Consider the following 23,773-nt stretch of genomic DNA (forward strand, 5'->3'; position numbering starts at 1 on the left):
GGTCACCGAACGGCCGTCAGCGCCCCGCGCAGCCGGGGCGTCGCCCACCGCTCCACGTACCGGTTGATCAGCCACGCGAGGACCAGCATCGACGCGACCGTCCCCGCGAACGTGACGGACGACGGCAGTCCGGCGCGCCGGTGCAGGAAGCCGATCACCACCCAGCCCAGATGTTCGTGGACCAGGTAGAAGGGGTACGTCAGCGCGCCCGCCGTGGTGAGCCAGCGCCAGTTCGCCCAGCCCGTGCGGCCCACGGCGATCGCCGCGACCGCCGCGAAGCCCAGCGTGACCACCGCGACGATGCCGAGCGAGGAGCGCTGCGAGAAGGCGTGTGGATCCGGCGCGTGCCACAGGCCCGCCACCGCGTAGTGCTGCCCGATCGCCCAGCCGACGGCGACGATGCCCCAGGCCAGGACGTCCCGCCGGTCGCGGTGGACCAGATAGAGGCCGATGCCGCCGATGAAGAACGGCGCGTACTCGGGCATCAGCAGCACCCCGAGGAACGGCTCGCCCGACGCCTGGGCCAGCGCCGCCGCCAGCGTCCACACCGCGCAGAACAGCACGACGCGCTGCCGGGTCGCGCCGGGCAGCACCACGCACAGGGCGAACAGGGCGTAGAAGCGCAGCTCCGCCCAGAGCGTCCAGCACACGCCGAGCACCCGGTCGGCGCCCAGTGGTTGCTGGAGCATGGTGAGGTTCAGCAGCGCGTCGCTGGGCGAGACCGTCGCGTAGGCCACCATCGGCAGCGCGAAGACGGCCGTCACCAGGACGATCGCCACCCAGTACGCGGGGAGGAGCCGGGCCGCGCGGGACGCGAAGAAGGAGCGCAGCGGGCGGCCCCAGCCGCTGCGGCAGATGACGAACCCGCTGATGACGAAGAAGACCTGCACGCCCAGGCAGCCGTACGCGAACAGGCCGTGCAGCGTGGGGAACTGCTCGCGCGGTGACGTGCCCCAGGCGCTGGCGACGTCACCGCCCCGGCCGCCGTAGTGATAGGCGGCGACCATCAGCGCGGCGACCAGCCGCAGCCCGTCCAGGGCACGCAGCCGGCCCTCGCCGCCACCACCGGCCCTGCCCCGCGAGGGGGACGGAGCCGAGCGCGGAACCGGCGGGGCGTCCGGCGTGCTGACGACCGTCTCGGTCACGGGAACTGCTCCCTGCTGTGCGTCGTGGTGCCGCGGGGGCGGCGGCGGGTCACAGCCCACACTAGGCAGCGGCACAGCAGGAGTTGGAGCGTCGCGGGGCCGGTTCGCCGAGTGCTCGCGAGAACGTCATCCGCCGGTCACCCGCCGTCAGCCGAGATAGCGGCGCAGATTCAGCTTGCCCCACAGCAGGCTCGTCGCGAACGACAGCGCCATGACCGTGGCGAGCAGGCCGACCAGGATCAGCCCGGCCACCGGACCGCTCCAGTCCGGCGACACCAGCGGCCGCACGATCTCCTCGACGAACAGCACGTGCACCATGTACGCGCCGAGCGCGGCACCGGCCAGCTTCTGGAGCAACGGCCGCCACTTCTCCGGCACGTTGACCCGGCTCACCAGCAGCAGCACGCAGATGAAGCTGACGGCCACGAACAGGTGCGCGTTGGGGATCACGTAGTGGACCTGCGTGTTGTACCAGAGGCACGCGGCCATCGCGATCGGCAGCAGCACCATCAGCGCCTTGCGCCAGCGCACGACCCCGGCCGGGACGGCGAAGAGCATCGCGCCGCCGACCGCGTACACCAGCGAGTAGGTGCTGAACCCCCAGGCCACGGTGGGCATGTCGTGGCCGGTGGTCCGGGTGATCGTGTCCAGGACGCTGGGCAGGACGGCGATCCCGAGCAGCACGGCGCCCAGGCCCCACGGGCGCTGGCCCGCCTTGATCAGCATGGCGAACGCGAGGAGCACGATGATCGGGATGTACGTGTACATGAACCACAGGTGGTACGCGGGCTCCACGGAACCGACGAGGGAGTCCACCGCCAGCTCGGTCATCGGCCGCTCGTTGCGGTCGCGCAGCCACGCCCACAGCAGGTACACGGCGGTCCACGCGAACAGCGGGACCGTGTTGCGCACGAGCCGCTTCCACATGCGCGCGCTGTCCTTCGGCGGCGCGCCCACGAGCACCGCCCACCCGGCTATCGCGAAGTACATCGGGACGGCGAACGGGTTGATCGCCTCGGCGACATGCCCCGCCCAGTACGAACCGGAGCCGTTCGCCGGGTCGTTGCCGGTGGACCGGATGAACTGGGAGCCGACGTGCCCCAGCATGACGATCGCGGAGCAGAGCAGCCGCATCAGGTCGACGTCGAAGCGGTGTTCGCGCTTCGGGGCCGGCAGCGTCACGACCGCCGGGGCGGCCGAGGCGTCCGGGGCGGACTCGGGCGGGCTGAGGGTCGTCTCGGGTTGCACGGCGCGCCTTTCGGGGGCGGGAGGGTGAGGGACGGGGGCGGAGCCGCTCGGCGCGGTCATCGCCGGGCGGTGCGCCGGACGGTCCTGCCGACCACGCGCCGGGCCTTGCGCGCCCGGAGCTTCGCGCGGGCCTGCGGTCCGGCGCCGGGCAGGTCGAGTTCGGCGAGACGCGGCTCGGGGAAGTAGAAGCCGGGCAGCGCGGCGAGGTGCTCGCGCAGATAGCTCTCGGCGTGCTCGCGCGACTGCTCCTGGAGGCCGGGCTGCATGCAGAAGCCGATCGTGCGCACCAGCGGCGCCAGTGTCGCGGGGGCCTCGCCGACGAGGGCCGCGTCCGCACCGGCCGCGAGGTCCGGCACCACGTGGTCGATGATCGCCAGCGGGACGCGGTTGCTGTTCTGGTAGGGCTTCAGCCGCTCCATCACCAGCGCCGTGCCGACCCGGCCGACCGGGATGCCGTAGTACGCCGACGCGGTCACCATCGCCGTGGAGAAGCAGCCGACGACCAGCTCGGGCCGGGTGTGCGCGTACAGCGTCTCGGCCAGCAGCGGCGCGTCGAGGACGGTGAGCCGGACGCCCGCGTCGGCGGCCGCCTTGCTCAGCGCCGCCGAGTAGCTGGGCGGCGCGGTCGGGTGCGGCTTGAAGACGACCGACCGGTGTCCGGCCCGCGCGGCGGCGGCGAGCATCGCCACGTGCAGGTCCTCCTCCTCGGCCGCGCTCAGGATGTTGATGGCCGCGAGGTACTGCCCCAACAGCACGGCGGTGGGCGCCTGTTCGCGTACGGGCGTCAGGCGCGGGTCGTCGGCGGCCGCCCCGGCGATCTCGTCGAGCACCGCCCGGAACGCCTCGTCCGGCACGATCTCCGGCTCCACGTCGAACTCGGAGAGCAGCAGCGGGCGAAGCCCCGGCACCAGGTCGAGGTGGAGCAGCCGCTGGATGCGCGAGCCGATGGAGAGCGGCAGCCGCTCGCGGGTCGGGCCGTAGCTCATCAGGCCGTCCGCGTACACGTGCACGGCGCTCTCCGAGAAGATCGCCGCGAGCGCGCGTCCCGGGTTGACCTGGATCGACTCGACGGCGAGCTCGACCTTCTCGCGCGGGTCGATGTCCCAGGCGAGCCGGAAGGCCCGCTGCCACAGCGTCGCGTCGTCGCCGCGCGGGCCCCAGACGCTGGGGTGGTGCGGGCGGATCGCCTCGTTCCAGCTGACCACGTGGTCGAAGCGGCGGACGATCTGCTCGTAGCCGTGCATCTCGTCGAGGCGCAGCGCGGTCTCCGGCACGGTGGCGTTCTGGGAGACCAGCAGGATGCGCCGGGTGTCCTCGCGCGGGCCGAACTGTTCCGCGTCGAGGGCGGCGGCCAGTGTGGCCGCGCCGTACAGCGTCGAGACCTGGAAGATCTGGGTGGTGCGGTGCGTGCGGTTCTGCATGGTCAGGCAGCCTTCCGGCCGTCGCGCAGGCGGCTGAGGATGCGGCTCCGCTTGCTGTCCATCGATCTGAGGGTCTCCTCCAGCACCTGCTCGGGCATCCGGTGGAGGGCGGCGCGGGCCTCGCGGCGCAGTCGCCGGGCCGCCGCGGTGTCGTACTCGTCCGCCTTCGCCAGGTGGAAGGCGATCATCGCGCAGTACGTCCGTACGGCCTTGGGGAGGAAGCGGTCGGCCTCCGGGTCGTTCTTCACGTCCTCCAGGAGGAGGTCGTAGGCCGGGATGAAGTCCAGCTGGCGGTCGTCCTTGATCTGGGTCAGGGAGGTCGCCACGCCCCGCCGGTAGAAGATGCCGTGCAGGCCCACGGCCGCGTACGTCCGCGCCGTGAGGTGCAGCCGCCAGATCCACAACCGGTCCTCGGCGGTGCGCAGTTGGGTCGCGAAGCGCATCCCGCCGTCGGCGAAGAGATGTCCGCTGTAGATGCCGGCCCAGACGAAGGGGTAGTCGACCATCGTCTCCCGGTGGGCCGGCGCGATGCCGTCCCGGGTCGAGAACACCGTGTCGCGGGCGCCGGCCGGCGGTCTGCGCACGACCCGGTCCCGGCCGGTGGCCTGGACGTGGTCGGTGCGGGCGAAGTCGCAGCCCAACGCCTGTATTCGGTCGACGAGTTCGGGCAGATAGCCGGGGGCGTACCAGTCGTCGCCGTCGAGGAACGTCAGATAGTCGCCGTGCGCCGCGTCGATACCGGTGTTGCGGGCCTGCGCGATGCCCCGGTTCTCCTCGTGCCGCAGCAACCGCGCGTTGGGGAGCTTCCGCGTCCAGCGGTCGATGATCTGCGGGGTGGCGTCCGTGGAGCAGTCGTCGACGATCAGGAACTCGAAGTCGGGGTGCACGTTGCCGACGAGACTTCGCAGGGTGCTCTCGGCGAAGGCCCCCACATTGTGCATGGGGACGATGACGGAAAGTATCGGCACGCGTGCCACTCCAAAAAAATGTTCGAGCCTGGAACGGGTTGTGCCACAGGTTATGGATGTTCCCGGTGTGAACGGTGACTGGAGAAGCGCTGTTGGGTGAACTCTGATTACGTGCCAGATGAACTGTCGGAAATCCCGAAGATCCCGCGCAGTTCCGCGATGTTCGCCTGTGTGGTCTTCCACAGGGTCTCCTGTGCGGCGCGCACGTCCGCCACGGCGGCGTCGTGGTCGTCGAGGAGCGCCGCCGCCCGCTCGGCGAGCCGCGGCCCGAGATCCCGGTCGTGCACCGAAAGACCCCACTCCGGGCGGTCGATGTCCGACAGGAAGTACGCCAGCTTCGGATGGGAGACGAGGCTGAGGATCGGGGTGCCGCAGCCGAACGGGATCATGCCCGCGTGCCCGCGCATCCCGATCACCAGGCGCACCCCGCGGTACAGATCGCGGATCGCGTCGTTCGACAGCGCGTAGAGCCGCTCGACGGGCAGGCTCAGGCCGTGCTCGCGGCGCAGGTCGTGCACGAACTTCTCGTCGGCCGGCATGTGGGCCGCGTACCGCACGTCGGCCCGCTCGCCCAACTGCCGCAGCGCGAAGGCCATTTCGGCGAGGAAGTGCCCGTAGTCGTGGCCGAAGCGCAGCCCCGCCCGGTCGTACGCGCAGTTGACCAGGACGGTGTCGGAGCGCGGGGTCCGCTCGGCGGGCGGCACGAGCAGATCGGCCACCGTGGTCGGGCACGGCTGGTGGCGGACCCGGTCGCGCAGCCCGGCGGGGAGCAGCTCCCGCACCCGGTCGATCGAACCGTGGTTGCGCAGCCCGAAGAACGCCGACCGCTCCACGAGCTTCCGCAGGCTCTCGGCGAACCGGGTCCTGCGGTACTGCTGCCCGTCGAACACGTTGTAGCCGACCGCGAACACCGCGAGCGGCGCCGTGAGCCGGCCGAGCAGCTCGTCCGGCATGTTCCACTGCCAGTGGCTGTTGCTGTTGGGCGAGGTGTCCGGCAGGAAGAGGCCGCCGCCTCCGACGACGACACCGCGCCGTGCGTTCAGCCGCTCCAGCGCCGCCTCGTCCACCAGCAGGTGCGCGTGCTGCTGGTACCAGCGGCGCGGACCCGTGTCCGTACCGAAGCACTGGCGGACCGCCTCCGGCAGCACCTTGTCGCCCGCGTTCTCGTTGCCCTCCGCGAACAGCGCGACGTGCGCGAGCTGTTCGGACGCGGGCGCCGGGTCCGGTGCCGCGCCGGGCTCCTCGCGCGTACGGACGTACCAGGCGTGGCACCCCGCGTCCGTCGGGTCGGCGGTCAGGCCCTGCCGGGCGTAGGCGTGCGCGTCCGCCTCCCGGCCGCACAGCCAGGCGAGACGGGCGAGCTGCGCGAAGGCACGCGGCGCGGTGTCGGGGGAGGCGGCGGCCAGCAGCAGATGGGTCTCCGCCTCGGCGTAGCGGGACAGCGCCATCAGGCACAGGCCCAGCGTCTCGTGGCAGCGCGGCGCGTCCGCCCGGTCGTCGAGCACCGGGGCGAGCACCGCGACGGCCTCGTCGTAGCGGCCCTGCTGCCGGTACACGTCCGCGACCGTGCGGGCCAGATCGAGCGAGGGCCGGGTCTCCAGGAGCGGCGGCGCGAGATGCGCGACCAGCTCGGGGTGCTTGCCGCCGGGCAGCGCGCGGTACGCGGCCCGGAACTCCTCGTCGTCCAGCTCGAAACGGGCCCGCGCCTCGGCGGCCGGGCCGTACCCGGGCGCGTCCGACGGGTGGCTGAAGTGCAGCACCGCGACCTGCGGCGGCACCGGAAGCCCGTCGTGCAGGCGGCGCGTGAGGAAGTCGAAGCGCGCGTCGACGGCGACCTCGGCGTCGCCCTTCTCCGCGTCCGCGCGCTGTACGACCTTCAGCCCGTCGGGCAGCACCGAGCGCCGCTCCGCGCCCGTCTCGTCGCACCACACCTGCGGCACGGCGGCCACCCCGCGCCGCAGCCGCAGCAGTTCACCGAGGTCGCCGAGGACGACCATCGCCGGGTCGAGCGCGATCACGGTGTCGTGGTCCGGCAGCCGGAGCATCTCGTCCCGCGAGCCGGCGCGGCGGGTGATCAACCGGGGGTGCAGTCGGCGCAGGCCGTCGAACTCGGCGTCGGGGAGCCCGGGATGGAGGACCACCACGTCCTCGCACACGGCCGGATTGCTGAGCACCAGGCTGCGCAGCAGCGTGGCCACGGCGGGCAGCGCGTCGGCGTCGGTGTGGACGGCGAACGCGATCCGCCGCTTGCCGGTGACGGCGGAGCGGTCGTCGGCGCGGGAAATCGTCATCGCAGGGCGGTCCTCATCGTGCTGTCGTCTCGTTGCGTCGAGTGGTCCGCGACCCACGCGGCCTCCGCCGGGCGCAGCGCACCCGCGCCGGACGCCGGGAAACCGATGAGGTCGAGGCGGGGGGTGACGTCCAGGAAGTCCAGCAGGCGCAGCACCGTGAAGGCGGTGCTCGCCTCCTCGCCCCACGCCGGCTCGCCGAGCAGCGCGGGGTCGGTCAGCGGGCGGCGCAGCGAGACGTCGCCGATGTGCTCCTGCGCGCCGGGCACGAGCCGCTGCCGGACGATCCGGCGCCAGCGCGGCGCCGCCTCGTCGAACACCAGCCGGATGCCGGTCGGCGCGGTCCACGGGGGGCCGTCCCAGGGGGTGGCGCCGCGCGGGGTCACGGCGTGCAGATCGGTACGGGCGCCGCCGCGGAACCCGTCGCAGCGCACCACCACGTCGTAGCCGTCGAGCACGGCGCCCGCCCCGGCGTCGGTGCTCGCGACCACGCCCACGCTCTTGCCGTCGAGCAGCGCGCGCAGGCCCGCCACCCCGACCGGCGTCACGGCGTCGGGCAGTGCGTCGGGCACGGCGTCCCGCTCCACCAGCCGTCGGTAGGTGCCGTACAGCTCCGCGAGACGGCGCACCGCGGGATCGCCCGCGCCGTCCCGGACCGTCCGCCGCCGGACCAGGTCGGCCACCTGCGGGGTGAGTGCGGAGGGCGCTGCGGCGGGGCTGCTCAGGGCGGCCCGCAGTGCCGCGGTCTCCTCGGTTTCGTCGCCTACGAGGTCGGCCAACTCGGCGAGGACAGCCCGCCGTTGGCGCAGGGTGTCGATCCGGCGGACGGTGCCCGGGGCGCCCTCGCCGTCCGGGACCAGGGTGAGATACCGCTCGTAGGACTCCAGCGCCTCGGCGTCGCGGCCGAGCCCGTCCAGGGCCGCGCCGTGCAGCCGCCAGGCCGCCCGGGAGCGCTGCCGCAGCCGGGTCGCGGTCCCGGCGACGCTCAGGGCCAGCTCCGCCGAGGCGTCGCCGCCCGTCTCCAGGGCCCGCTCCCCGACGCCGAGCAGCGCGTCGAACGGGTCGGCGGCGGGGCCGTCCACGGCGGCCGTCAGGGTGCCGATGGCCTGGGTGAGCCGGGTCTGCCGGGGGATCAGCGGGGCCGGGGCGCCCTGCTCCGCGAGATAGGCGCCGCACCGGTGGACGCTGCCCGCGTACAGGGCGGACCTGGCGGCGTCCCGCTGCCGCGCCTTGAAGAGTCCCGCCAGGGGGTTCGTCATGCGCTCACCGTTCTTGTGTGCTCCCAGTCGTTCCCGGACAGGACCGGTCCGCGCCGCGTGCGGCCGGAGGCCCGAATGTGCCCCACCGCACGGCGCCCCGGGCGGCTTTCCGGTGGACGGCGGATGAACTCTCCCCGCCGCGCGGTTCCCCGCGCCCCTGGGTGGTTCGTTCGTCCGCGGCCCGGTGGCCGCTTCTCGCGCAGTTCCCCGCGCCCCTGAGATGCGCACTTCGTGCGCCATCTCATCGGATGAGGCGGCGCGAAGCGCCTGCCTCAGGGGCGCGGGGAACTGCGCGAGCAACCACGACGGTGGGACGGATGACGCGCAGCGCGACCGGCCCCGGGTCACCCCTTGACCGACCGCCACGTCCGCCGTGCGCGCCGCGCCACCCGGCGGGCCGTGGAGTTGCGCGGCAGGAACGCCAGGCGCTGCGGGATGCCGCCGGGCAGCCCGAGCACGGTCAGCCGGCGCTTCTTGAAGTACCGCTGAACACGGCCGTCGAAGTGCTGGGAGAGGAACCGCTCGGCCGCGGGCCGCAGCGCGGGCAGCACCTGCGGCTGCATCGCGAAGCTCACCGCGGTCACCAGACCTTCGAGCTGCTTGGGCGGCAGCGGGTCGGCCGGCGTCTCCGCCTCCAGGTCGGGCAGCAGCGCGTCGGCGAGGACGACCGGCACCCGGTTGCTGTTCTGGAACGGCGCGAGCCGGTCGAGCAGCGTCCCGGTCCCGATCCGGGCGACCGGAAGCCCGTAGAACGCCGACGCGGTGAACAGCGCCGTGGAGAAGCAGCCGACGACCAGCGCGGGCCGCGCCCGCGCGAACAGCACCTCGGCGAGGACCGGCTGGTCGATCACGGTGAGGTCGACGCCGAGCCGCTCCGCCTCGGCCTCCAGGGCCAGTTCGTAGTCGGCCGGGGCCATCGGGTGCGGCTTGAAGACGAGCGAACGGTGGCCGCGCGCGACGGCCCCGCGCATCATCCGCACATGGAGCTGGGTCTCCTCGGCGGGCGTGAGGATGTCCAGCGCGGACAGGTACTGGCCGAGCAGCAGCGCGGCCCCGTCGGGCACCGCGGGCACCTCGCCGCTCGCGCCGGTCAGGGAGCCCATCACCTTCAGGAAGTTCTCGGCGGGCACGATCTCCGGCTCCACGCCGAACTCGCTGAGCAGCACCGGCTTCAGCCCCGGCACCAGATCCAGGTGGAGCAGCCGGCGTACACGCGTCCCGACCAGCGGGTCGATCTTGTTGCGGGTGGGGCCGTAGCTCATCAGCCCGTCCGCGTACGCGTGGATCGGCGCACCCGTGAAGATCTGGGCGAACGCCAGCGCCGGATTGACCTGGAGGGACTCCAGGACCAGTTCGAGCCGGTCGTCGTCCAGCCGCCACAGCGTCCTGAAGTACCGCTCCAGGAGCGGGATGTCGTCCTGGCGCGGACTCCAGGACGCCGGGTGCAGCGGGCTGATCGCGTCGTTGAAGAGCAGCACCTCGTCGAAGTGCTTGCGCAGCGCGCCGAACCCGGGCATCTCGTGCACGGGCGTCGAGGTCTCGGGTACCGACGCGTTGTTGAACACCAGCAGGATGCGGCGGTCCGGTTCGCGGAAGCGGTCCGCCTCGATCGCCGCGGCGATGGTGGCCGCGCCGTACAGCGTGGAGGCGCAGAAGATCTGGGTGGTACGGGGCATCAGGCGGCCGCCTTCGCTGAGGTGACCCGCCGCCGCAGCCTGCGCAGCCGCGCGGCCCGGTCCAGGTCCATGGTGTCGAGGACGTCGGCGAGCAGCGGCTGCGGCATCCGGTCCAGCGCCGCCGCGCTCATCGTGCGCAGCCGCTTGGCGACCGCGGGCTCGAACTTCTCGATCTCCGACAGGTGGTGGGCGATGATCGCGCAGTACGTGCGAACGGCCTTCGGGAGCAGCTTGTCCGCGTCCCGGTCCGCCGCCGTCTCCGCGAGCACCTCGTCGAAGGCGCGGATGAAGTCGAGCTGGCGCACGTCGCCGATCTGCGTCAGGGACGTCGTCACCCCGCGCCGGTAGAAGACGCCGAGCAGGCTGACGGCGGCGAACGACTCGGCCTCCCGGTGCAGCCGCCAGATCCACGGACGGTCCTCGGCGGTGCGGAGTCCGTCGGTGAAGTGCAGCAGCCCGCGGTCGAGCAGCCGCCGGTGGTAGACACCGGCCCAGGCGTACGCGTAGTCGACCGAGGTGGTGCGGTCGGCGGGCAGGATCGCCTCGCGCGGGACCAGGACTTCGTTGCGCACGCCCACCGGCACCCGGGACACCGAGCGGGCCCGGCCCTTGGTCTGCACATGGTCGGTGCGCACGAAGTCGCAGCCCAACTCCTCGATGGAGCCGACCAGTTCCGCCAGATACCCCTCGGCGAGCCAGTCGTCGCCGTCGAGGAACGTCAGGTACTCGCCTCTCGCCGCGTCCAGGCCCGTGTTGCGGGCCGTCGCGAGACCTCCGTTCTTCTCGTGTCTGACCAGGACGGCCCCGGGCAGCTCGCGTTCCGCGCGCGCGAGTATCGCGGGGGTCTCGTCCTTGGAGCAGTCGTCGACGAGAATGAATTCGAAATCCTCGCGTGTGTTTGTGCGAAGGCTGCGGAGGGTGTCGGGCGCGTATTGCTGCACGTTGTAGAACGGCACGATGACGGAGAGCTTGACCACCCGTCGGACGCTAGGGGACCGCCTGACATGCGGATTGGACGACGGCTTGATGTCCGATGAACGACATGTGTCGGAATGGTGAACCACGGCCGCCGCAGCCGAATTCCCGGGCTGATTCGCCATTCGGCGATCTGTTGTTAACCGTTTGTTGCGTTCTGGTTGGGCCGCGGCTCGGAATCCCTTTCTACGTTCTTCCACGTGCCAGTAAGCAATACGACGACCGAAAAGGCGCCCGGGGGACAGCTCAGGGCCGCCGTGCTCGCCGACTCCGACACCCGCTGGAAGTGGGGCTCTCTCACCGCCGCCCGCCTGCTCGGCGACGACGCCCGGCTCGACGGATACCTGCTCCGGGGCCGCGCCACCCCGACCCCCCGCCAGCTCGGCGAGGTCGGCGTGCGCGCCGACCGCATGAGCGAGGTCACCGCGGTCGAGTTCCTGCGCGAGATGGAGCGCGCGCACCAGGAGTACGACGTGGTCGTCCTCGCCCTCGTCGGCGGAGCCGTCCAGGCCGTACTGCACGGACTCGGGCACCTCTGGCGCGAGGTCGCCGACCGGCCGGTGATCGTCACCGGCTACGTCGGAGTCGTCTACGAGAAGCTGGCCGACGGGCTGCTCCTGCGCCACGGCGCGGACGTCGTCCTCGCCAACTCGGCCTACGACGCGGAGCGTTTCCGCACCGTGTACGAGGGCGTGGGCGCCGACGCCTCCGCGGTCACCGAGTGCGCGCTGCCGTTCCTCGGCGGCGCCCCCTACACCGACGAGCACGACCCGTACACGGTCGTCTTCGCGGCGCAGCCGTCCGTGCCGGACACCCCGGCCGACCGGATGTACCTCCTCGAACGCCTGGTGCGGCACGCCCGGCAGCACCCCGACCGCGAGGTCCTGCTCAAGCTGCGCAGCAAGCCCGGCGAACACACCACGCACATCGAGGAGATCCCCTACCAGAAGCTCGCGCAGCGCATCGAGACGCCCGCCAACTTCCGTCTCGTGTACGGGAACATGGGCGAGGTCCTCGACCGCACCGACCTGCTCGTCACGGTCAGCTCCACCGCCGCCCTCGAAGCCCTGCACCGGCGCATCCCCACCGCACTCCTCACCGACCTCGGGGTCCGCGAGGCTCTGGGCAACCACCACTTCACCGGCTCCGGCTGCCTGGTCTCCTGGGACCAGCTCGACGCGGGCCTGCGCCCCGAGCCCGACCCCGCCTGGGTCGCCCGGCAGGGCGTCGCCGCCGACGGCAGCTACGAGCGGGCCTTCGACGGGGCGCGCGCCAAGGTCGCCGCCCTCCTCGGCCGCGACCGGCAGGCCCTCGCGCCGTACTACTCCCGCACCACGGCCCCCGGCTATCTGCCGCGCATCCTCGCCCGCCACCACCTCGCGCCCGACGGCAGCCCGCTGCCCGGCGCACCGGCGGGCGACAAGGACCCGGGCGCCGTCCGCCAGATCGTCCGCAGGGCCGCCCGCGGCGCCTACCGGCACGGCGTGCAGCGCGTGGCGCCCGTCATCCGCCGGATGGGGGAGCTGTGACCCCCCGCACCCCTGAACTCCCCGAACGTCCTGAACTCCCCGAAGGAGCACCGCACATGACCGACCCGGAAGCGGTCCAGGCCGCCCCCGTTCGCCGCGTCCTCGCCGTGATCCCGGCGCGCGGCGGCTCCAAGGGCGTACCGGCCAAGAACCTCGCCCCGGTCGGCGGCGTGCCCCTGGTGGCCCGCGCCGTGCGCGAATGCCTCGCCACCCGGCACGTCACCGACGTCGTGGTCTCCACCGACGACGCGGCCATCGCGGCCGCCGCCCGGGAGGCGGGCGCCGAGGTCGTCACCCGGCCCACCGCCATCGCCGGCGACAAGGCCACCTCCGAGGCGGCCGTGCTGCACGCCATGGACGCCCACGAGGCGCTCCAGGGCGCGGCCGTGGACGTGGTGCTGCTCGTGCAGTGCACCAGCCCGTTCATCGTCCGCGAGGACATCGACGGAGTGGTCGCCGCAATCATCGAGGGCGGCGCCGACAGCGCCCTGACCGTCGCCCCCTTCCACGGCTTCGTGTGGCGCGACGCCGCGGACGAGGCGCAGGCCATCGCGGGGGAGCGGGCGGCCTCCGTCGGCGGCTCCGGCACCCTCCTCACCGAGGCGCCCGCCACCAGCGGCGGCTACGGCGTCAACCACGACAAGTCCTTCCGGCCGCGCCGCCAGGACCGCCCCCAGGACCTCCTGGAGACCGGCGCCGTGTACGCGATGGAGGCCACCGGCTTCCGCCGCCACGAGCACCGCTTCTTCGGCCGTACGGAACTGGTGCGCACCGACCCCGCGCGCGTCCTGGAGATCGACGACCCGCACGACCTGGCCCGCGCCCGCGCGCTGGCCCCCCTCTTCGACCAGCGCTCGCTTCCCACCAAGGAAGACATCGACGCGGTCGTCCTCGACTTCGACGGCACCCAGACCGACGACAAGGTGCTGATCGACTCCGACGGACGGGAGTTCGTCACCGTGCACCGCGGTGACGGCCTCGGCATCGCGGCCCTCCGCAAGAGCGGCCTCACGATGCTGATCCTGTCCACGGAGGTGAACCCGGTCGTCGCCGCCCGGGCCCGGAAGCTCAAGATCCCGGTCCTGCACGGCATCGACCGCAAGGACCTCGCACTGAAGCAGTGGTGCGAGGAGCAGGGCATCGCGCCGGAGCGCGTGCTCTACGTCGGCAACGACGTGAACGACCTCCCGTGCTTCGCCGCAGTCGGCTGGCCCGTGGCGGTCGCGAGCGCCCACGACGTCGTACGCGGCGCCGCACGCGCGGTCACCACCGTCCCCGGTGGCGAAGGCGCGATCCGAGAGATCGCCAGCTGGATCCTCGGCCCCTCTCTCGACACCCTCGAAACCAAGTAAGGAACGCATCCCACATGTCTGCTCTGAACTCTCGCCTCCGCACCTTCGGTTCGCGCACCGCGGGCCCCGGTCAGCCCGTCTACATCACCGGCGAGATCGGCATCAACCACAACGGTGACCTGGAGAACGCGTTCAAGCTGATCGACGTCGCCGCCGAGGCCGGCTGCGACGCCGTCAAGTTCCAGAAGCGCACCCCCGAGATCTGCACCCCGCGCGACCAGTGGGACATCGAGCGCGACACCCCCTGGGGTCGCATGACCTACATCGACTACCGCCACCGCGTCGAGTTCGGCGAGGACGAGTACCGCCAGATCGACGAGCACTGCAAGAAGCGCGGCATCGACTGGTTCGCCTCCCCGTGGGACACCGAGGCCGTCGCCTTCCTGGAGAAGTTCGACGTCCCGGCCCACAAGGTCGCCTCCGCGTCGCTCACCGACGACGAGCTGCTGCGCGCCCTGCGCGCCACCGGCCGCACGGTCATCCTCTCCACCGGCATGTCCACCCCGAAGCAGATCCGCCACGCGGTCGAGGTCCTCGGCTCGGACAACATCCTGATGTGCCACGCCACGTCGACGTACCCGTCGGTGGCCGAGGAGCTCAACCTCCGCGTCATCAACACCCTCCAGGCCGAGTACCCGAACGTCCCGATCGGCTACTCGGGCCACGAGACCGGCCTCCAGACGACCCTCGCGGCCGTCGCCCTCGGCGCCACCTTCGTCGAGCGCCACATCACCCTCGACCGCGCCATGTGGGGCTCCGACCAGGCCGCCTCGGTGGAGCCGCAGGGCCTGACGCGCCTCGTCCGCGACATCCGCACCATCGAGGCCTCCCTCGGTGACGGCGTCAAGAAGGTCTACGAGTCCGAGCTCGGCCCGATGAAGAAGCTCCGCCGTGTCGCGGGCGTCGTCGCCGAGTCCGAGATCGCCGTCGCCGCCGGTGAGCCGGTCGGCGTCTGATCCAGTACGTCACGGGCGGTCCGGCACGGGTGACGTGCCGGGCCGCCCGGGCGTCCCTCGGGAGGGGTCGCATGTCCACCAGCGGTACGTTGTGCTTCGTCGAGAGCCCGGTACAGCTCCTCAACGTTCTCGAATGGGCCCACCTCGATGGTGGCCACGCCACCGTCGTCGTGCTCTCGCCCACCGACCCCATGACCCGCGGCCAGCTCCGCCGCGTCGCCGAACTCGCCCGCGAGGAAGGCCACACGGTGCGCTGGGAGGAGGCGCGCGGCGGCGCCGCCGCTCCCTTCCAGACCATCGGCGGCCTCGCCGGGCCGCTGCGCTCGGCGGACCGGATCGTGCTCGGCGACCCCTTCTCCCGCTACGTACAGCTCCTCCTGACCATCACCCGCGCCCGCGACCTCGTCGTGGTCGACGACGGCACCGCCACCATGGAGTTCGTCACCCAGCTCGCGGGCGGCGAACGTCTCGTGCGGTGGCACCGGCGCGGGGGCCGGCCCGGGCCCCGCGACCTCGTCTTCGGGCCCGTCGCCTCGGCGGCCCGAAGACGGCTCACCCCGCGCGCCGGTGGCCGCCGCTCCGTCTCCCTGTTCACCTCCATGCCGGTGGAGGGGGTGCCGGAGGGAGTGACGGTCACCGAGAACACGTACGCCTGGACCCGCTCCCGGTTCGGTCCGCCGCGGCTGACACGCGGTGCAGACCTGGTCGGAACCTCCCTGGTGGAAACGGGAGTCGTCGACCTCGACCGCTATCTCGTCGCGGTCAGCGAGTTGGCCGCCGCGCACGGCGCCACCCGCTATTTCGCGCACCGGCGCGAGAGCGCCGACAAGCTTCACCGGCTCGCCACCGAGACCGGCCTGGAGGTCGTCCGCCCGGACCTCCCCCTCGAACTCATCGCCCGCCGCGGTCCCATCGGCCGTACGATCCTCAGCTTTCCGTCGACCGTGGTGCACACGCTGCCGATCGCGCTGGAGGGCACGGGGGTGAAGGTCGCCGTCTGCGAGATCGATCCGGCCTGGCTGACGGAGGGCGTCTCCGCGCACGCCCAGGGTTTCCTGGCCGGCATCGCGGGGTCCGCCCGCGGCGTCCGAACCGTATGACGCGGCGCCGTTCTTTCCGGGCCGTTCTCCGAGCGCGCCCCGGTGGCCGCTTCTCGCGCAGTTCCCCGCGCCCCTGAGACGCGCACTTCGTGCGTCATCTCATCAGGGGAAGGCGCGCGAAGCGCAGCCTTCAGGGGCGCGGGGAACTGCGCGACCAGCCACGACGAGAGGCGCGCTTGAGGAACTGGTTTGAGGGGCGCGGGGAACTGCGCGAGAAGCGGCCACCGGCTCGCAGCCGGGTACGAGGCCGGTGTCAGAGGCTGCGCGCGGCGATGTTGCCGTAGCTCGTGGTGGCGTGGATGGTGAGAGCGGCAGCGCCCCCGTCGGCGTTCCGCAGCGTGTTGGTGATCCGCCCGTAAGAGGTACCGGCATCGAGCGTCGCGGAGACACCGCGCGCGGCGCCGACGCTCACATCCCCGGACTCGGTGCGCAGCGTCACCGTGCCGCCGCCCGCCTCGGAGACGGTCAGATCGCCCTTCATGGTGCTGATCTCGGCATCCCCCGTCAGCCGCCCGACGACGATGTCGCCGCCCTTGAGGCTGAGGCGGACACGCGCGGCCTCGTCCAGCTTGACCGGCCCCTGCGCACTCTCGTAGGTGACGTCACCGAGCCGCCCGACCCCCCGCAGCTCGGCGGCGGCCGCGGTCGCCTCGACATGCGAGCCGGCCGGCAGCTGCACGGTCACCTCCACGGCGCCGGACGGACCGAAGAGCTGTTTCTTCGCGGCGGCCGCCGCGATCCGCAGCCGGCCGTCGGCGTAACCGACCTCGACCTGCCCGGCCGCCTTCACGTCGCGGCTCTTCGTGGCGTCGGCCGGCCGCACCTCGACGACCGTGTCCGCCCGGTCGGCGGCGATGAACTGGATGCGGCCCGCGGGGATGTCGATGACGGCGGAGATGGTGGCGGGGGTGGCGAACTTCTGCATCACTGGCTCCTTGGCTCATCGTTTCTGATGAGGAAAACGCTACGTTGCGTTCATAGATTAGGCAACAGCAACGTTGCGCATAATTTCAGTTGGTCCAGTTCAAGGCGGCAAATTCGTTGCAATTGATTCCCAGATAACGCAACGCCTCCACTCCCGACCGTTGCAATAGATCGATAGTGAACGCTATAGTCACGACGGCAGGACGCAGCGGGGGCCAGTACGGACGAAGGAGACGGCGATGCCGGGAGGCAGGCTCAGCCAGCAGGAACGGCAGCAGATCGCGCTGGGACTGGCCGACGGCCTCGCCTACGCCGAGATCGCCCGGCGCCTGGACCGCCCCACCTCGACCGTCACCCGCGAGGTGATGCGCAACGGCGGCCCGACCTCGTACCGCGCCGACCTCGCCCACCGCGCCACCGAGCAGCGCGCCCACCGGCGCAAGCAGGCCGCGCCCCGGGGCGCCCAGCAGCCCGCGCGGGCCGACGGGCGCGACGACGCGGCGGTGCGCGAGTTCGAGGAGACGTTCACCACCGTCATGATGGCCTCGGGCATGCCCAAGATGATGGCCCGCGTACTGTCCAGCATCTGCCTCAGCGACGAGGGCAGCCTCACCGCGGCCGAGCTCGTCCAGCGGCTCCAGGTCAGCCCGGCCTCCGTCTCCAAGGCGATCGCCTTCATCGAGGGCCTCGGCATGGTGCGCCGGGAGCGGGACGAGCGCCGCCGCGAGCGCTATGTCGTCGACGACGACATCTGGTACCAGTCGATGGTCGCCAGCGCCCAGGCCACGGCCCGGATCGTGGCCATCGCGCGCGAGGGATCGGGCCTGCTGGGCCCGGCCACCCCGGTCGGCGTGCGCCTGGAGAACATCGCCCGCTTCCTCGACTTCGTCTCCGAGAACACCGCCCGCGCCGCCGAGCAGGCCCGCGCGATCCTCCATACGAAGCCGGGTGCGCAAGGCGCCGGTGAGTCGACTCCCGGGGAGTGACGGTCGCACACCGCTCGAATCCGGCTGGACCGCAGGTCGAAAGAGTCTGCATACCCTCTCTGTGCGATCGACATGCGCAGCTCCGCCAGATTTCTTACGTCAATCTGGCTGAACTTTTGTTGATCGACCGTTAGTTGGCCCCTGCGTCGCCCTACCCTTCACAGGGTGAACCAGATGAAGTCCCGAGAGTCCGAGGCCGACCAGCCGGGTGAAGCCGCCGGGGAACCCGCCCCGGGCGCCGTGCTCCCCGGCACGCTGCCCGAAGCCCTGCGTGCCGAACTCATCGCCTTCCGGCGCGACTTGCACATGCACCCCGAGCTGGGCAATCAGGAGTTCCGCACCACCGCCGCGCTCAAGGCCCGCCTGGAGCAGGCGGGGCTCGTACCCCGCGTGCTCGGCATGGGGACCGGGCTCATCTGCGACATCGGCACCGAGGACGGCGAGTGGCGCGGCGGGCGCGGGATGTTCGCGCTGCGCGCCGACATCGACGCGCTGCCCATCCCGGACACCAAGGTCACCTGCGCCTACCGGTCCACCGTGCCCGACCGCGCGCACGCCTGCGGGCACGACGTGCACACCACCGTCGTGCTCGGCGCCGGACTCGTCCTCGCCGACCTGCACCGCCAGGGCCTGCTGCCGCACCCGGTGCGGCTGATCTTCCAGCCCGCCGAGGAGGTGCTGCCCGGCGGCGCTCCCGACGCGATCGAGTGCGGAGTCCTGGACGGCGTACGGAAGATCGTCGGGGTGCACTGCGACCCGAAGGTCGACGCCGGACGGATCGGGCTGCGGGCCGGGGCCATCACCTCGGCGTGCGACCGCCTGGAGGTCACCCTCGACGGGCCCGGCGGGCACACCGCGCGCCCGCACCTGACCACCGACCTCGTCGTCGCCGCCGCCAAGGTCGCCACCGAGGTGCCCGCGCTGGTCGGGCGCCGGGTCGACGCGCGCTCCGGGCTCTCCGTCACCTGGGGGCGCCTGGAGACCGGGCACGCCTGCAATGTGATCCCGCAGCACGCCGAGCTGTCCGGCACCGTGCGCTGCCTGGACCTGGACGCGTGGCGGGCGGCGCCCGATCTGGTGCACGCCGCCATCCAGGAGATCGCCGACCTGTACCGGGCCAAGCCGGTCGTGAACTACGTACGCGGGGTCCCTCCGGTCGTCAACGACCCGGCCGTGACCGACCTTCTCCGCGACGCGATGACCGCCCGCCTCGGTGCCGACTCCGTCGAGGACACTCCGCAGAGCCTGGGCGGGGAGGACTTCTCCTGGTACCTGGAGCACGTTCCCGGCGCCATGGCCCGCCTCGGCGTGAAGGCCCCGGGCGACCGGGTCAGCCGCGACCTCCACCAGGGCGACTTCGACGCCGACGAGTACGCGATCACGGTGGGCGTCGAACTCTTCACAGCCGCCGCCCTCTTGGACGCCGACCTCGCCTGACCCGCGCCACGGCGTGGTCTTTCGTGCGCGGCCCGGTGGCCGCTTCTCGCGCAGTTTCCCGCGCCCCTGAGGCATGCGCTCCGCGCAGCCTCCCCCGATGAGATGGCGCACGCAGTGCGCATCTCAGGGGCGCGGGGAACTGCGCGACCAGCCGCACTCGACCGGCACCCGAACACCCCGCGAAATGACCCCCTTTGCACCCGGCGTCCCCCCACGACACCCAGATGTAACCAACCCCCGCCACGATCCGGTAACGGCGGTGCCCAACCCGCTTCCGCCCCCCTTCTACGCGCGTTACGCTCCGCCGAACTCAACGCCCTTCGCGGCGTGTTGACGAAGGAGCAGCCCATCATGCGTCGTTCTGTCACGTCCCGGCTCACGCGGACCGCCGTGGTCGTCACCGGTCTCGCCCTCGCGGCCACCGCCTGCGGTGGCACCAGCGGGGACAAGGCCGCCTCCGAGGGGAAGAGCAAGAACCTCGGCATCGGCCTCGCCTACGACGTCGGCGGGCGCGGTGACCAGTCCTTCAACGACGCCGCGTACGCGGGCATGAAGAAGGCCACCGACGAGTTCGGCTACAAGAGCAAGGACCTGGAGCCGAGCGACGGCGAGTCCGACGCCGACAAGACGGCCCGCCTGGAGTCGATGGCCAAGCAGGGCTACAACCCGGTCATCGGGGTCGGCTTCGCCTACGCGCCCGCCGTGAAGGCCGCCGCCGCGAAGTACCCCAAGACCTCCTTCGGCATCGTCGACGACTCCACGATCACCGCGAAGAACGTCGCGGACCTGGTCTTCAGCGAGGAGCAGGCCTCCTACCTGGCGGGCGTCGCCGCCGCGAAGGCCACCAAGTCGAACACCGTCGGCTTCGTCGGCGGTGTGGACGTGCCGCTGATCCACAAGTTCGGCGCGGGCTTCGAGCAGGGCGTCAAGGACACCAACAGCAAGATCAAGGTGATCCCGCAGTACCTGACCGAGACCGCGGCCGAGGGCGGCTTCTCCAGCCCCGACAAGGGCAAGACCGCCGCCGAGGGCCAGATCGAGAAGGGCGCCGACGTGGTCTACCACGCGGCCGGCCTGTCGGGTCAGGGCGTCATCCAGGCCGCCGCCGCGCACAAGGTGTGGGCGATCGGCGTGGACTCCGACCAGTACCAGCAGGAAGCCCTCGCCAAGTACAAGGACTACATCCTCACCTCGGCCACCAAGGACGTCGGCGGCGCGGTCTACAAGCTGGCCAAGTCCGTGAAGGACGGCAAGCCGCTGTCCGGCGTGACCCGGTTCGACCTGAAGGCGGGCGGCGTCGGCATCACGGACACCAACCCCAAGTTCACGTCCATCGCCGGCCTCGCGGACGCGGTCGCCAAGGCCAAGCAGGACATCATCGACGGCAAGATCACCGTCGCGACGAAGTAAGACGGAGCGAGACAGGCAGAGCAGCACGGAGCACGACGGAGCGAGACGAAGCGACACGCACGCTCGACGGGCGGGGCGCGGACCGGCACGACCGGTCCGCGCCCCGCTTTGCTGCGTCGCGGACGCACCCGTCACGCACCGTTCACCGCGCCCGACTTAGGGCTTTCAGTACAGCCCGATAACAGTGGGGCGAAGGGGGTTTTATGTTCTGTCTACGCGCGTTAATCTGCGGCGAAAGCAGCGCCGTCCGGAACGCCGTCGGTGCATGTACGAAGGAGCTCATCCCATGCGCCGGGTTTCCCGAATAGCGCTCGCAGGCACTGCGACCGTCGCCCTCGCCGCGTCCCTCGCCGCCTGCGGCGGCACGTCCTCCGACGCCTCGAAGCAGAGCGACGGCGGCAAGTCCAAGGGTCTCGCCATCTCCTACGACGTCGGCGGCAAGGGTGACCAGTCCTTCAACGACGCCGCGTACGAGGGCCTGAAGCAGTCCGAGAAGGCCTTCGGCTACAAGGGTACCGACGTGGAGCCGAGCGACGGCGAGTCGGACGCCGACAAGACCGCGCGCCTGGTCGCTCTCGCCAAGCAGGGCTACAACCCCATCGTCGGCATCGGCTACGCCTACGCGCCGGCCGTCAAGGAAGCCGCGGCCAAGTACCCGAACGTCACCTTCGGCATCGTCGACGACTCGACGGTCCAGTCGAAGAACGTCGCGGACCTCGTCTTCAGCGAGCAGGAGGCCTCGTACCTGGCCGGCGTCACCGCCGCCAAGGCGACGAAGTCGAACGTCGTGGGCTTCGTGGGCGGCGTGGACGTGCCGCTCATCCACAAGTTCGAGGCCGGCTTCGAGCAGGGCGTCAAGGACACCAACAAGAAGGCCAAGGTCGTCTCGCAGTTCCTGACCGAGACCGCGGCCGAGGGTGGCTTCTCCAGCCCCGACAAGGGCAAGACGGCCGCCGAGGGCCAGATCGACAAGGGCGCCGACGTGGTCTACCACGCGGCCGGCCTGTCCGGTCAGGGCGTCATCCAGGCCGCCGCTGAGAACAAGGTGTGGGCGATCGGCGTCGACTCCGACCAGTACAAGCAGGAAGCCCTCGCCAAGTACAAGAAGTACATCCTGACCTCCGCGACGAAGGACGTCGCCAAGGCCGTGTACAACCTGGCGAAGTCGGTCCAGGATGGCAAGCCCGAGACCGGTGTCATCACCGGTGACCTCAAGTCCGGAGAGGTCGCCCTGGCCGGCTCGAACCCGGAGTTCGCGAAGAACGCGGACCTCCAGAAGGCTCTGAAGACTGCCCAGGAGAAGATCGTCAGCGGCGAGATCAAGGTCAACACCAAGTAGCCGTAACCAGCGGGACACGTTCTGGGAACGGGGTGCGGGGAGGCTGAGTACGACGCCTTCCCTCACCCCGTTTGTCCGGATTGTGCCCAACTCGCAGTGCCGTAGGGGCTCTACGCGCGTAGTCATAGGCGTCGGCCCCCTGTCCATTCCACAGGAGTGTGCGCCATCAACGCGTCCAGCAGCCCGCCGGCCGTCGAACTGACCGGCATCACCAAACGCTTCCCCGGCGTCGTCGCCAACCACGACATCCACCTCACCGTCCACAAGGGCACCGTCCACGCCCTCGTCGGGGAGAACGGTGCGGGCAAGTCGACGCTGATGAAGATCCTCTACGGCATGCAGAAGCCGGACGAGGGCACCATCGCCATCGACGGCGAGACCGTCTCGTACGCCTCGCCCGCCGACGCCATCGCCCGCGGCATCGGCATGGTCCACCAGCACTTCATGCTCGCCGACAACCTCACGGTCCTGGAGAACGTGGCGCTCGGCAGCGAGAAGCTGTACGGGATCGGCGCCAGGGCCCGACGGAAGATCCTGGAGATATCCGAGCGCTACGGCCTCGGCGTACGCCCGGACGTCCTCGTCGAGGACCTCGGCGTCGCCGACCGCCAGCGCGTGGAGATCCTCAAGGTCCTCTACCGCGGCGCCACCACCCTGATCCTCGACGAGCCGACCGCGGTGCTCGTGCCGCAGGAGGTCGACGCGCTCTTCGACAACCTGCGCGAGCTCAAGGCCGAGGGCCTGTCCGTCATCTTCATCTCGCACAAGCTCGGCGAAGTCCTCTCCGTCGCCGACGAGATCACCGTCATCCGGCGCGGCACCACGGTCGGCACCGCCGTCCCCGCCGAGACCACCCCGCGCCAGCTCGCCGAGCTGATGGTCGGCTCCGAACTGCCGACTCCGGAGACCTCCGAGTCCACGGTCACCGACCGCCCGGTGCTCACCGTCGAGGGCCTGCGGCTGGACGCCGAGGGCGGCCGTCCGCTGCTCGACGACATCTCCTTCACCATCCACGCCGGTGAGGTCCTGGGCCTCGCGGGCGTCGAGGGCAACGGCCAGACCGAGCTGATCGACGCGATCATCGGCCTCAAGCACGCCGACTCCGGCACCATCGCGCTGGAGGCCGACGAGATCACCGCGTGGTCCACCCGCAAGCGCCGCGAGCGGGGCGTCGGGTACATCCCCGAGGACCGCCACCGCCACGGGCTCCTCCTGGAGTCCCCGCTGTGGGAGAACCGCATCCTCGGCCACGTCACCGAGAAGCCCAACGCCAAGGGCGTCCTGCTCGACATCAAGGCCGCGCAGGCCGACACCCGGCGCATCGTCGAGGAGTACGACGTGCGCACCCCCGGCATCGACGTCACCGCCGCCTCCCTGTCCGGCGGCAACCAGCAGAAGCTGATCGTCGGCCGCGAGATGAGCCACAACCCGCGCTTCCTCATCGCCGCGCACCCCACGCGGGGTGTGGACGTCGGCGCACAGGCCCAGATCTGGGACCAGATCCGCGAGGCCCGCCGCGAAGGACTCGCGGTGCTGCTGATCTCCGCCGACCTCGACGAGCTGATCGGCCTCTCCGACACCCTCCGCGTGATCTACCGCGGGCGGCTCGTCGCCGACGCCGACCCGGCCACGATCACGCCGGAGGAGCTGGGCTCGGCGATGACCGGCGCGGCCTCCGGCCACCTGGAACACGTAGAGCACGCACCACAAGACGCCGACGTTCCGGCGACCCGTCAGCCGGAGGACGAGTCCTGATGGCC

Annotated in this window: 18 protein-coding genes; 9 read left to right on the forward strand and 9 right to left on the reverse strand. The window is 71.6% G+C overall.

Annotation, left to right across the window (positions count from 1 at the left end; genetic code table 11):
- Positions 1-2: 2 nt before the first annotated feature.
- The 8 genes from K377_RS16010 to K377_RS16045 form a co-directional block, all read right to left on the reverse strand.
- Positions 3-1,145, reverse strand: coding sequence for an acyltransferase (locus K377_RS16010; RefSeq protein WP_258395048.1), 1,143 nt, complete (start codon positions 1,143-1,145; stop codon positions 3-5).
- Positions 1,146-1,292: 147 nt separating this feature from the next.
- Positions 1,293-2,393 carry an acyltransferase gene (locus K377_RS16015; protein WP_258395049.1) on the reverse strand — a complete coding sequence of 367 codons (1,101 nt, stop codon included), beginning with the start codon at positions 2,391-2,393 and terminating at the stop codon, positions 1,293-1,295.
- A 56-nt stretch (positions 2,394-2,449) separates the two neighbouring features.
- Positions 2,450-3,814: a polysialyltransferase family glycosyltransferase gene (locus K377_RS16020; protein WP_111663998.1), complete on the reverse strand. Its 1,365-nt coding sequence runs from the start codon at positions 3,812-3,814 to the stop codon at positions 2,450-2,452.
- A gap of 2 nt (positions 3,815-3,816) precedes the next feature.
- Positions 3,817-4,782, reverse strand: a complete 966-nt coding sequence (locus tag K377_RS16025; protein WP_111663999.1) for a glycosyltransferase family 2 protein — start codon at positions 4,780-4,782, stop codon at positions 3,817-3,819.
- A gap of 107 nt (positions 4,783-4,889) precedes the next feature.
- Complete coding sequence (locus tag K377_RS16030; protein WP_111664000.1) at positions 4,890-7,073, reverse strand: polysaccharide pyruvyl transferase family protein; 2,184 nt, start codon at positions 7,071-7,073, stop codon at positions 4,890-4,892.
- Positions 7,070-8,329 carry a hypothetical protein gene (locus K377_RS16035; protein ID WP_111664001.1) on the reverse strand — a complete coding sequence of 420 codons (1,260 nt, stop codon included), beginning with the start codon at positions 8,327-8,329 and terminating at the stop codon, positions 7,070-7,072. Before K377_RS16035 ends, K377_RS16030 begins: the two co-directional genes overlap by 4 nt.
- A 344-nt stretch (positions 8,330-8,673) precedes the next feature.
- On the reverse strand, positions 8,674-10,005 hold the full coding sequence (locus tag K377_RS16040) for an alpha-2,8-polysialyltransferase family protein (protein WP_111664002.1): 1,332 nt from the start codon (positions 10,003-10,005) through the stop codon (positions 8,674-8,676).
- Entirely contained in the window at positions 10,005-10,982 is a 978-nt protein-coding gene (locus tag K377_RS16045; protein WP_111664003.1) for a glycosyltransferase family 2 protein, read from the reverse strand. Before K377_RS16045 ends, K377_RS16040 begins: the two co-directional genes overlap by 1 nt.
- 198 nt (positions 10,983-11,180) lie before the next feature.
- Between K377_RS16045 and K377_RS16050 the strand changes: the two genes are divergently transcribed.
- The 4 genes from K377_RS16050 to K377_RS16065 all read left to right on the forward strand — a co-directional run bounded on the left by K377_RS16050 (position 11,181) and on the right by K377_RS16065 (position 15,917).
- Complete coding sequence (locus K377_RS16050) at positions 11,181-12,509, forward strand: DUF6716 putative glycosyltransferase (RefSeq protein WP_111664004.1); 1,329 nt, start codon at positions 11,181-11,183, stop codon at positions 12,507-12,509.
- Positions 12,510-12,565: 56 nt separating this feature from the next.
- Positions 12,566-13,861 (forward strand): N-acylneuraminate cytidylyltransferase, encoded by a 1,296-nt coding sequence (locus tag K377_RS16055; RefSeq protein WP_111664005.1) that lies wholly within the window; start codon positions 12,566-12,568, stop codon positions 13,859-13,861.
- Positions 13,862-13,875: 14 nt separating this feature from the next.
- Positions 13,876-14,817, forward strand: a complete 942-nt coding sequence (locus K377_RS16060) for an N-acetylneuraminate synthase family protein (RefSeq protein WP_111664006.1) — start codon at positions 13,876-13,878, stop codon at positions 14,815-14,817.
- A gap of 71 nt (positions 14,818-14,888) precedes the next feature.
- Entirely contained in the window at positions 14,889-15,917 is a 1,029-nt protein-coding gene (locus tag K377_RS16065) for a hypothetical protein (RefSeq protein ID WP_111664007.1), read from the forward strand.
- Positions 15,918-16,170: 253 nt separating this feature from the next.
- Here K377_RS16065 and K377_RS16070 read toward each other — a convergent pair whose 3' ends face one another.
- Complete coding sequence (locus K377_RS16070) at positions 16,171-16,842, reverse strand: DUF4097 family beta strand repeat-containing protein (RefSeq protein ID WP_111664008.1); 672 nt, start codon at positions 16,840-16,842, stop codon at positions 16,171-16,173.
- A 238-nt stretch (positions 16,843-17,080) separates the two neighbouring features.
- Here K377_RS16070 and K377_RS16075 point away from each other — a divergent pair, with 238 nt between their 5' ends.
- The 5 genes from K377_RS16075 to K377_RS16095 all read left to right on the forward strand — a co-directional run bounded on the left by K377_RS16075 (position 17,081) and on the right by K377_RS16095 (position 23,768).
- Complete coding sequence (locus K377_RS16075; protein WP_111664009.1) at positions 17,081-17,827, forward strand: helix-turn-helix domain-containing protein; 747 nt, start codon at positions 17,081-17,083, stop codon at positions 17,825-17,827.
- A 174-nt stretch (positions 17,828-18,001) separates the two neighbouring features.
- Positions 18,002-19,264 (forward strand): amidohydrolase, encoded by a 1,263-nt coding sequence (locus tag K377_RS16080; protein ID WP_111664010.1) that lies wholly within the window; start codon positions 18,002-18,004, stop codon positions 19,262-19,264.
- 351 nt (positions 19,265-19,615) lie between these two features.
- Entirely contained in the window at positions 19,616-20,674 is a 1,059-nt protein-coding gene (locus K377_RS16085) for a BMP family protein (RefSeq protein ID WP_111664011.1), read from the forward strand.
- 286 nt (positions 20,675-20,960) lie between these two features.
- Positions 20,961-22,013: a BMP family protein gene (locus K377_RS16090; RefSeq protein ID WP_111664012.1), complete on the forward strand. Its 1,053-nt coding sequence runs from the start codon at positions 20,961-20,963 to the stop codon at positions 22,011-22,013.
- Between the two features lie 156 nt (positions 22,014-22,169).
- Positions 22,170-23,768 (forward strand): ABC transporter ATP-binding protein, encoded by a 1,599-nt coding sequence (locus K377_RS16095; protein ID WP_258395050.1) that lies wholly within the window; start codon positions 22,170-22,172, stop codon positions 23,766-23,768.
- The last annotated feature ends 5 nt before the right edge of the window (positions 23,769-23,773 follow it).

Source organism: Streptomyces sp. PsTaAH-137 (assembly GCF_003259365.1).
GTDB lineage: Bacteria > Actinomycetota > Actinomycetes > Streptomycetales > Streptomycetaceae > Streptomyces.

Coding starts and splice junctions, on each gene's coding strand:
- K377_RS16020 (WP_111663998.1), bottom strand. CDS start 3,814: ATGCAGAACCGCACGCACCGCACCACCCAGATCTTCCAGGTCTCGACG.
- K377_RS16030 (WP_111664000.1), bottom strand. CDS start 7,073: ATGACGATTTCCCGCGCCGACGACCGCTCCGCCGTCACCGGCAAGCGG.
- K377_RS16035 (WP_111664001.1), bottom strand. CDS start 8,329: ATGACGAACCCCCTGGCGGGACTCTTCAAGGCGCGGCAGCGGGACGCC.
- K377_RS16040 (WP_111664002.1), bottom strand. CDS start 10,005: ATGCCCCGTACCACCCAGATCTTCTGCGCCTCCACGCTGTACGGCGCG.
- K377_RS16055 (WP_111664005.1), top strand. CDS start 12,566: ATGACCGACCCGGAAGCGGTCCAGGCCGCCCCCGTTCGCCGCGTCCTC.
- K377_RS16060 (WP_111664006.1), top strand. CDS start 13,876: ATGTCTGCTCTGAACTCTCGCCTCCGCACCTTCGGTTCGCGCACCGCG.
- K377_RS16065 (WP_111664007.1), top strand. CDS start 14,889: ATGTCCACCAGCGGTACGTTGTGCTTCGTCGAGAGCCCGGTACAGCTC.
- K377_RS16070 (WP_111664008.1), bottom strand. CDS start 16,842: ATGCAGAAGTTCGCCACCCCCGCCACCATCTCCGCCGTCATCGACATC.
- K377_RS16075 (WP_111664009.1), top strand. CDS start 17,081: ATGCCGGGAGGCAGGCTCAGCCAGCAGGAACGGCAGCAGATCGCGCTG.
- K377_RS16080 (WP_111664010.1), top strand. CDS start 18,002: ATGAAGTCCCGAGAGTCCGAGGCCGACCAGCCGGGTGAAGCCGCCGGG.
- K377_RS16085 (WP_111664011.1), top strand. CDS start 19,616: ATGCGTCGTTCTGTCACGTCCCGGCTCACGCGGACCGCCGTGGTCGTC.
- K377_RS16090 (WP_111664012.1), top strand. CDS start 20,961: ATGCGCCGGGTTTCCCGAATAGCGCTCGCAGGCACTGCGACCGTCGCC.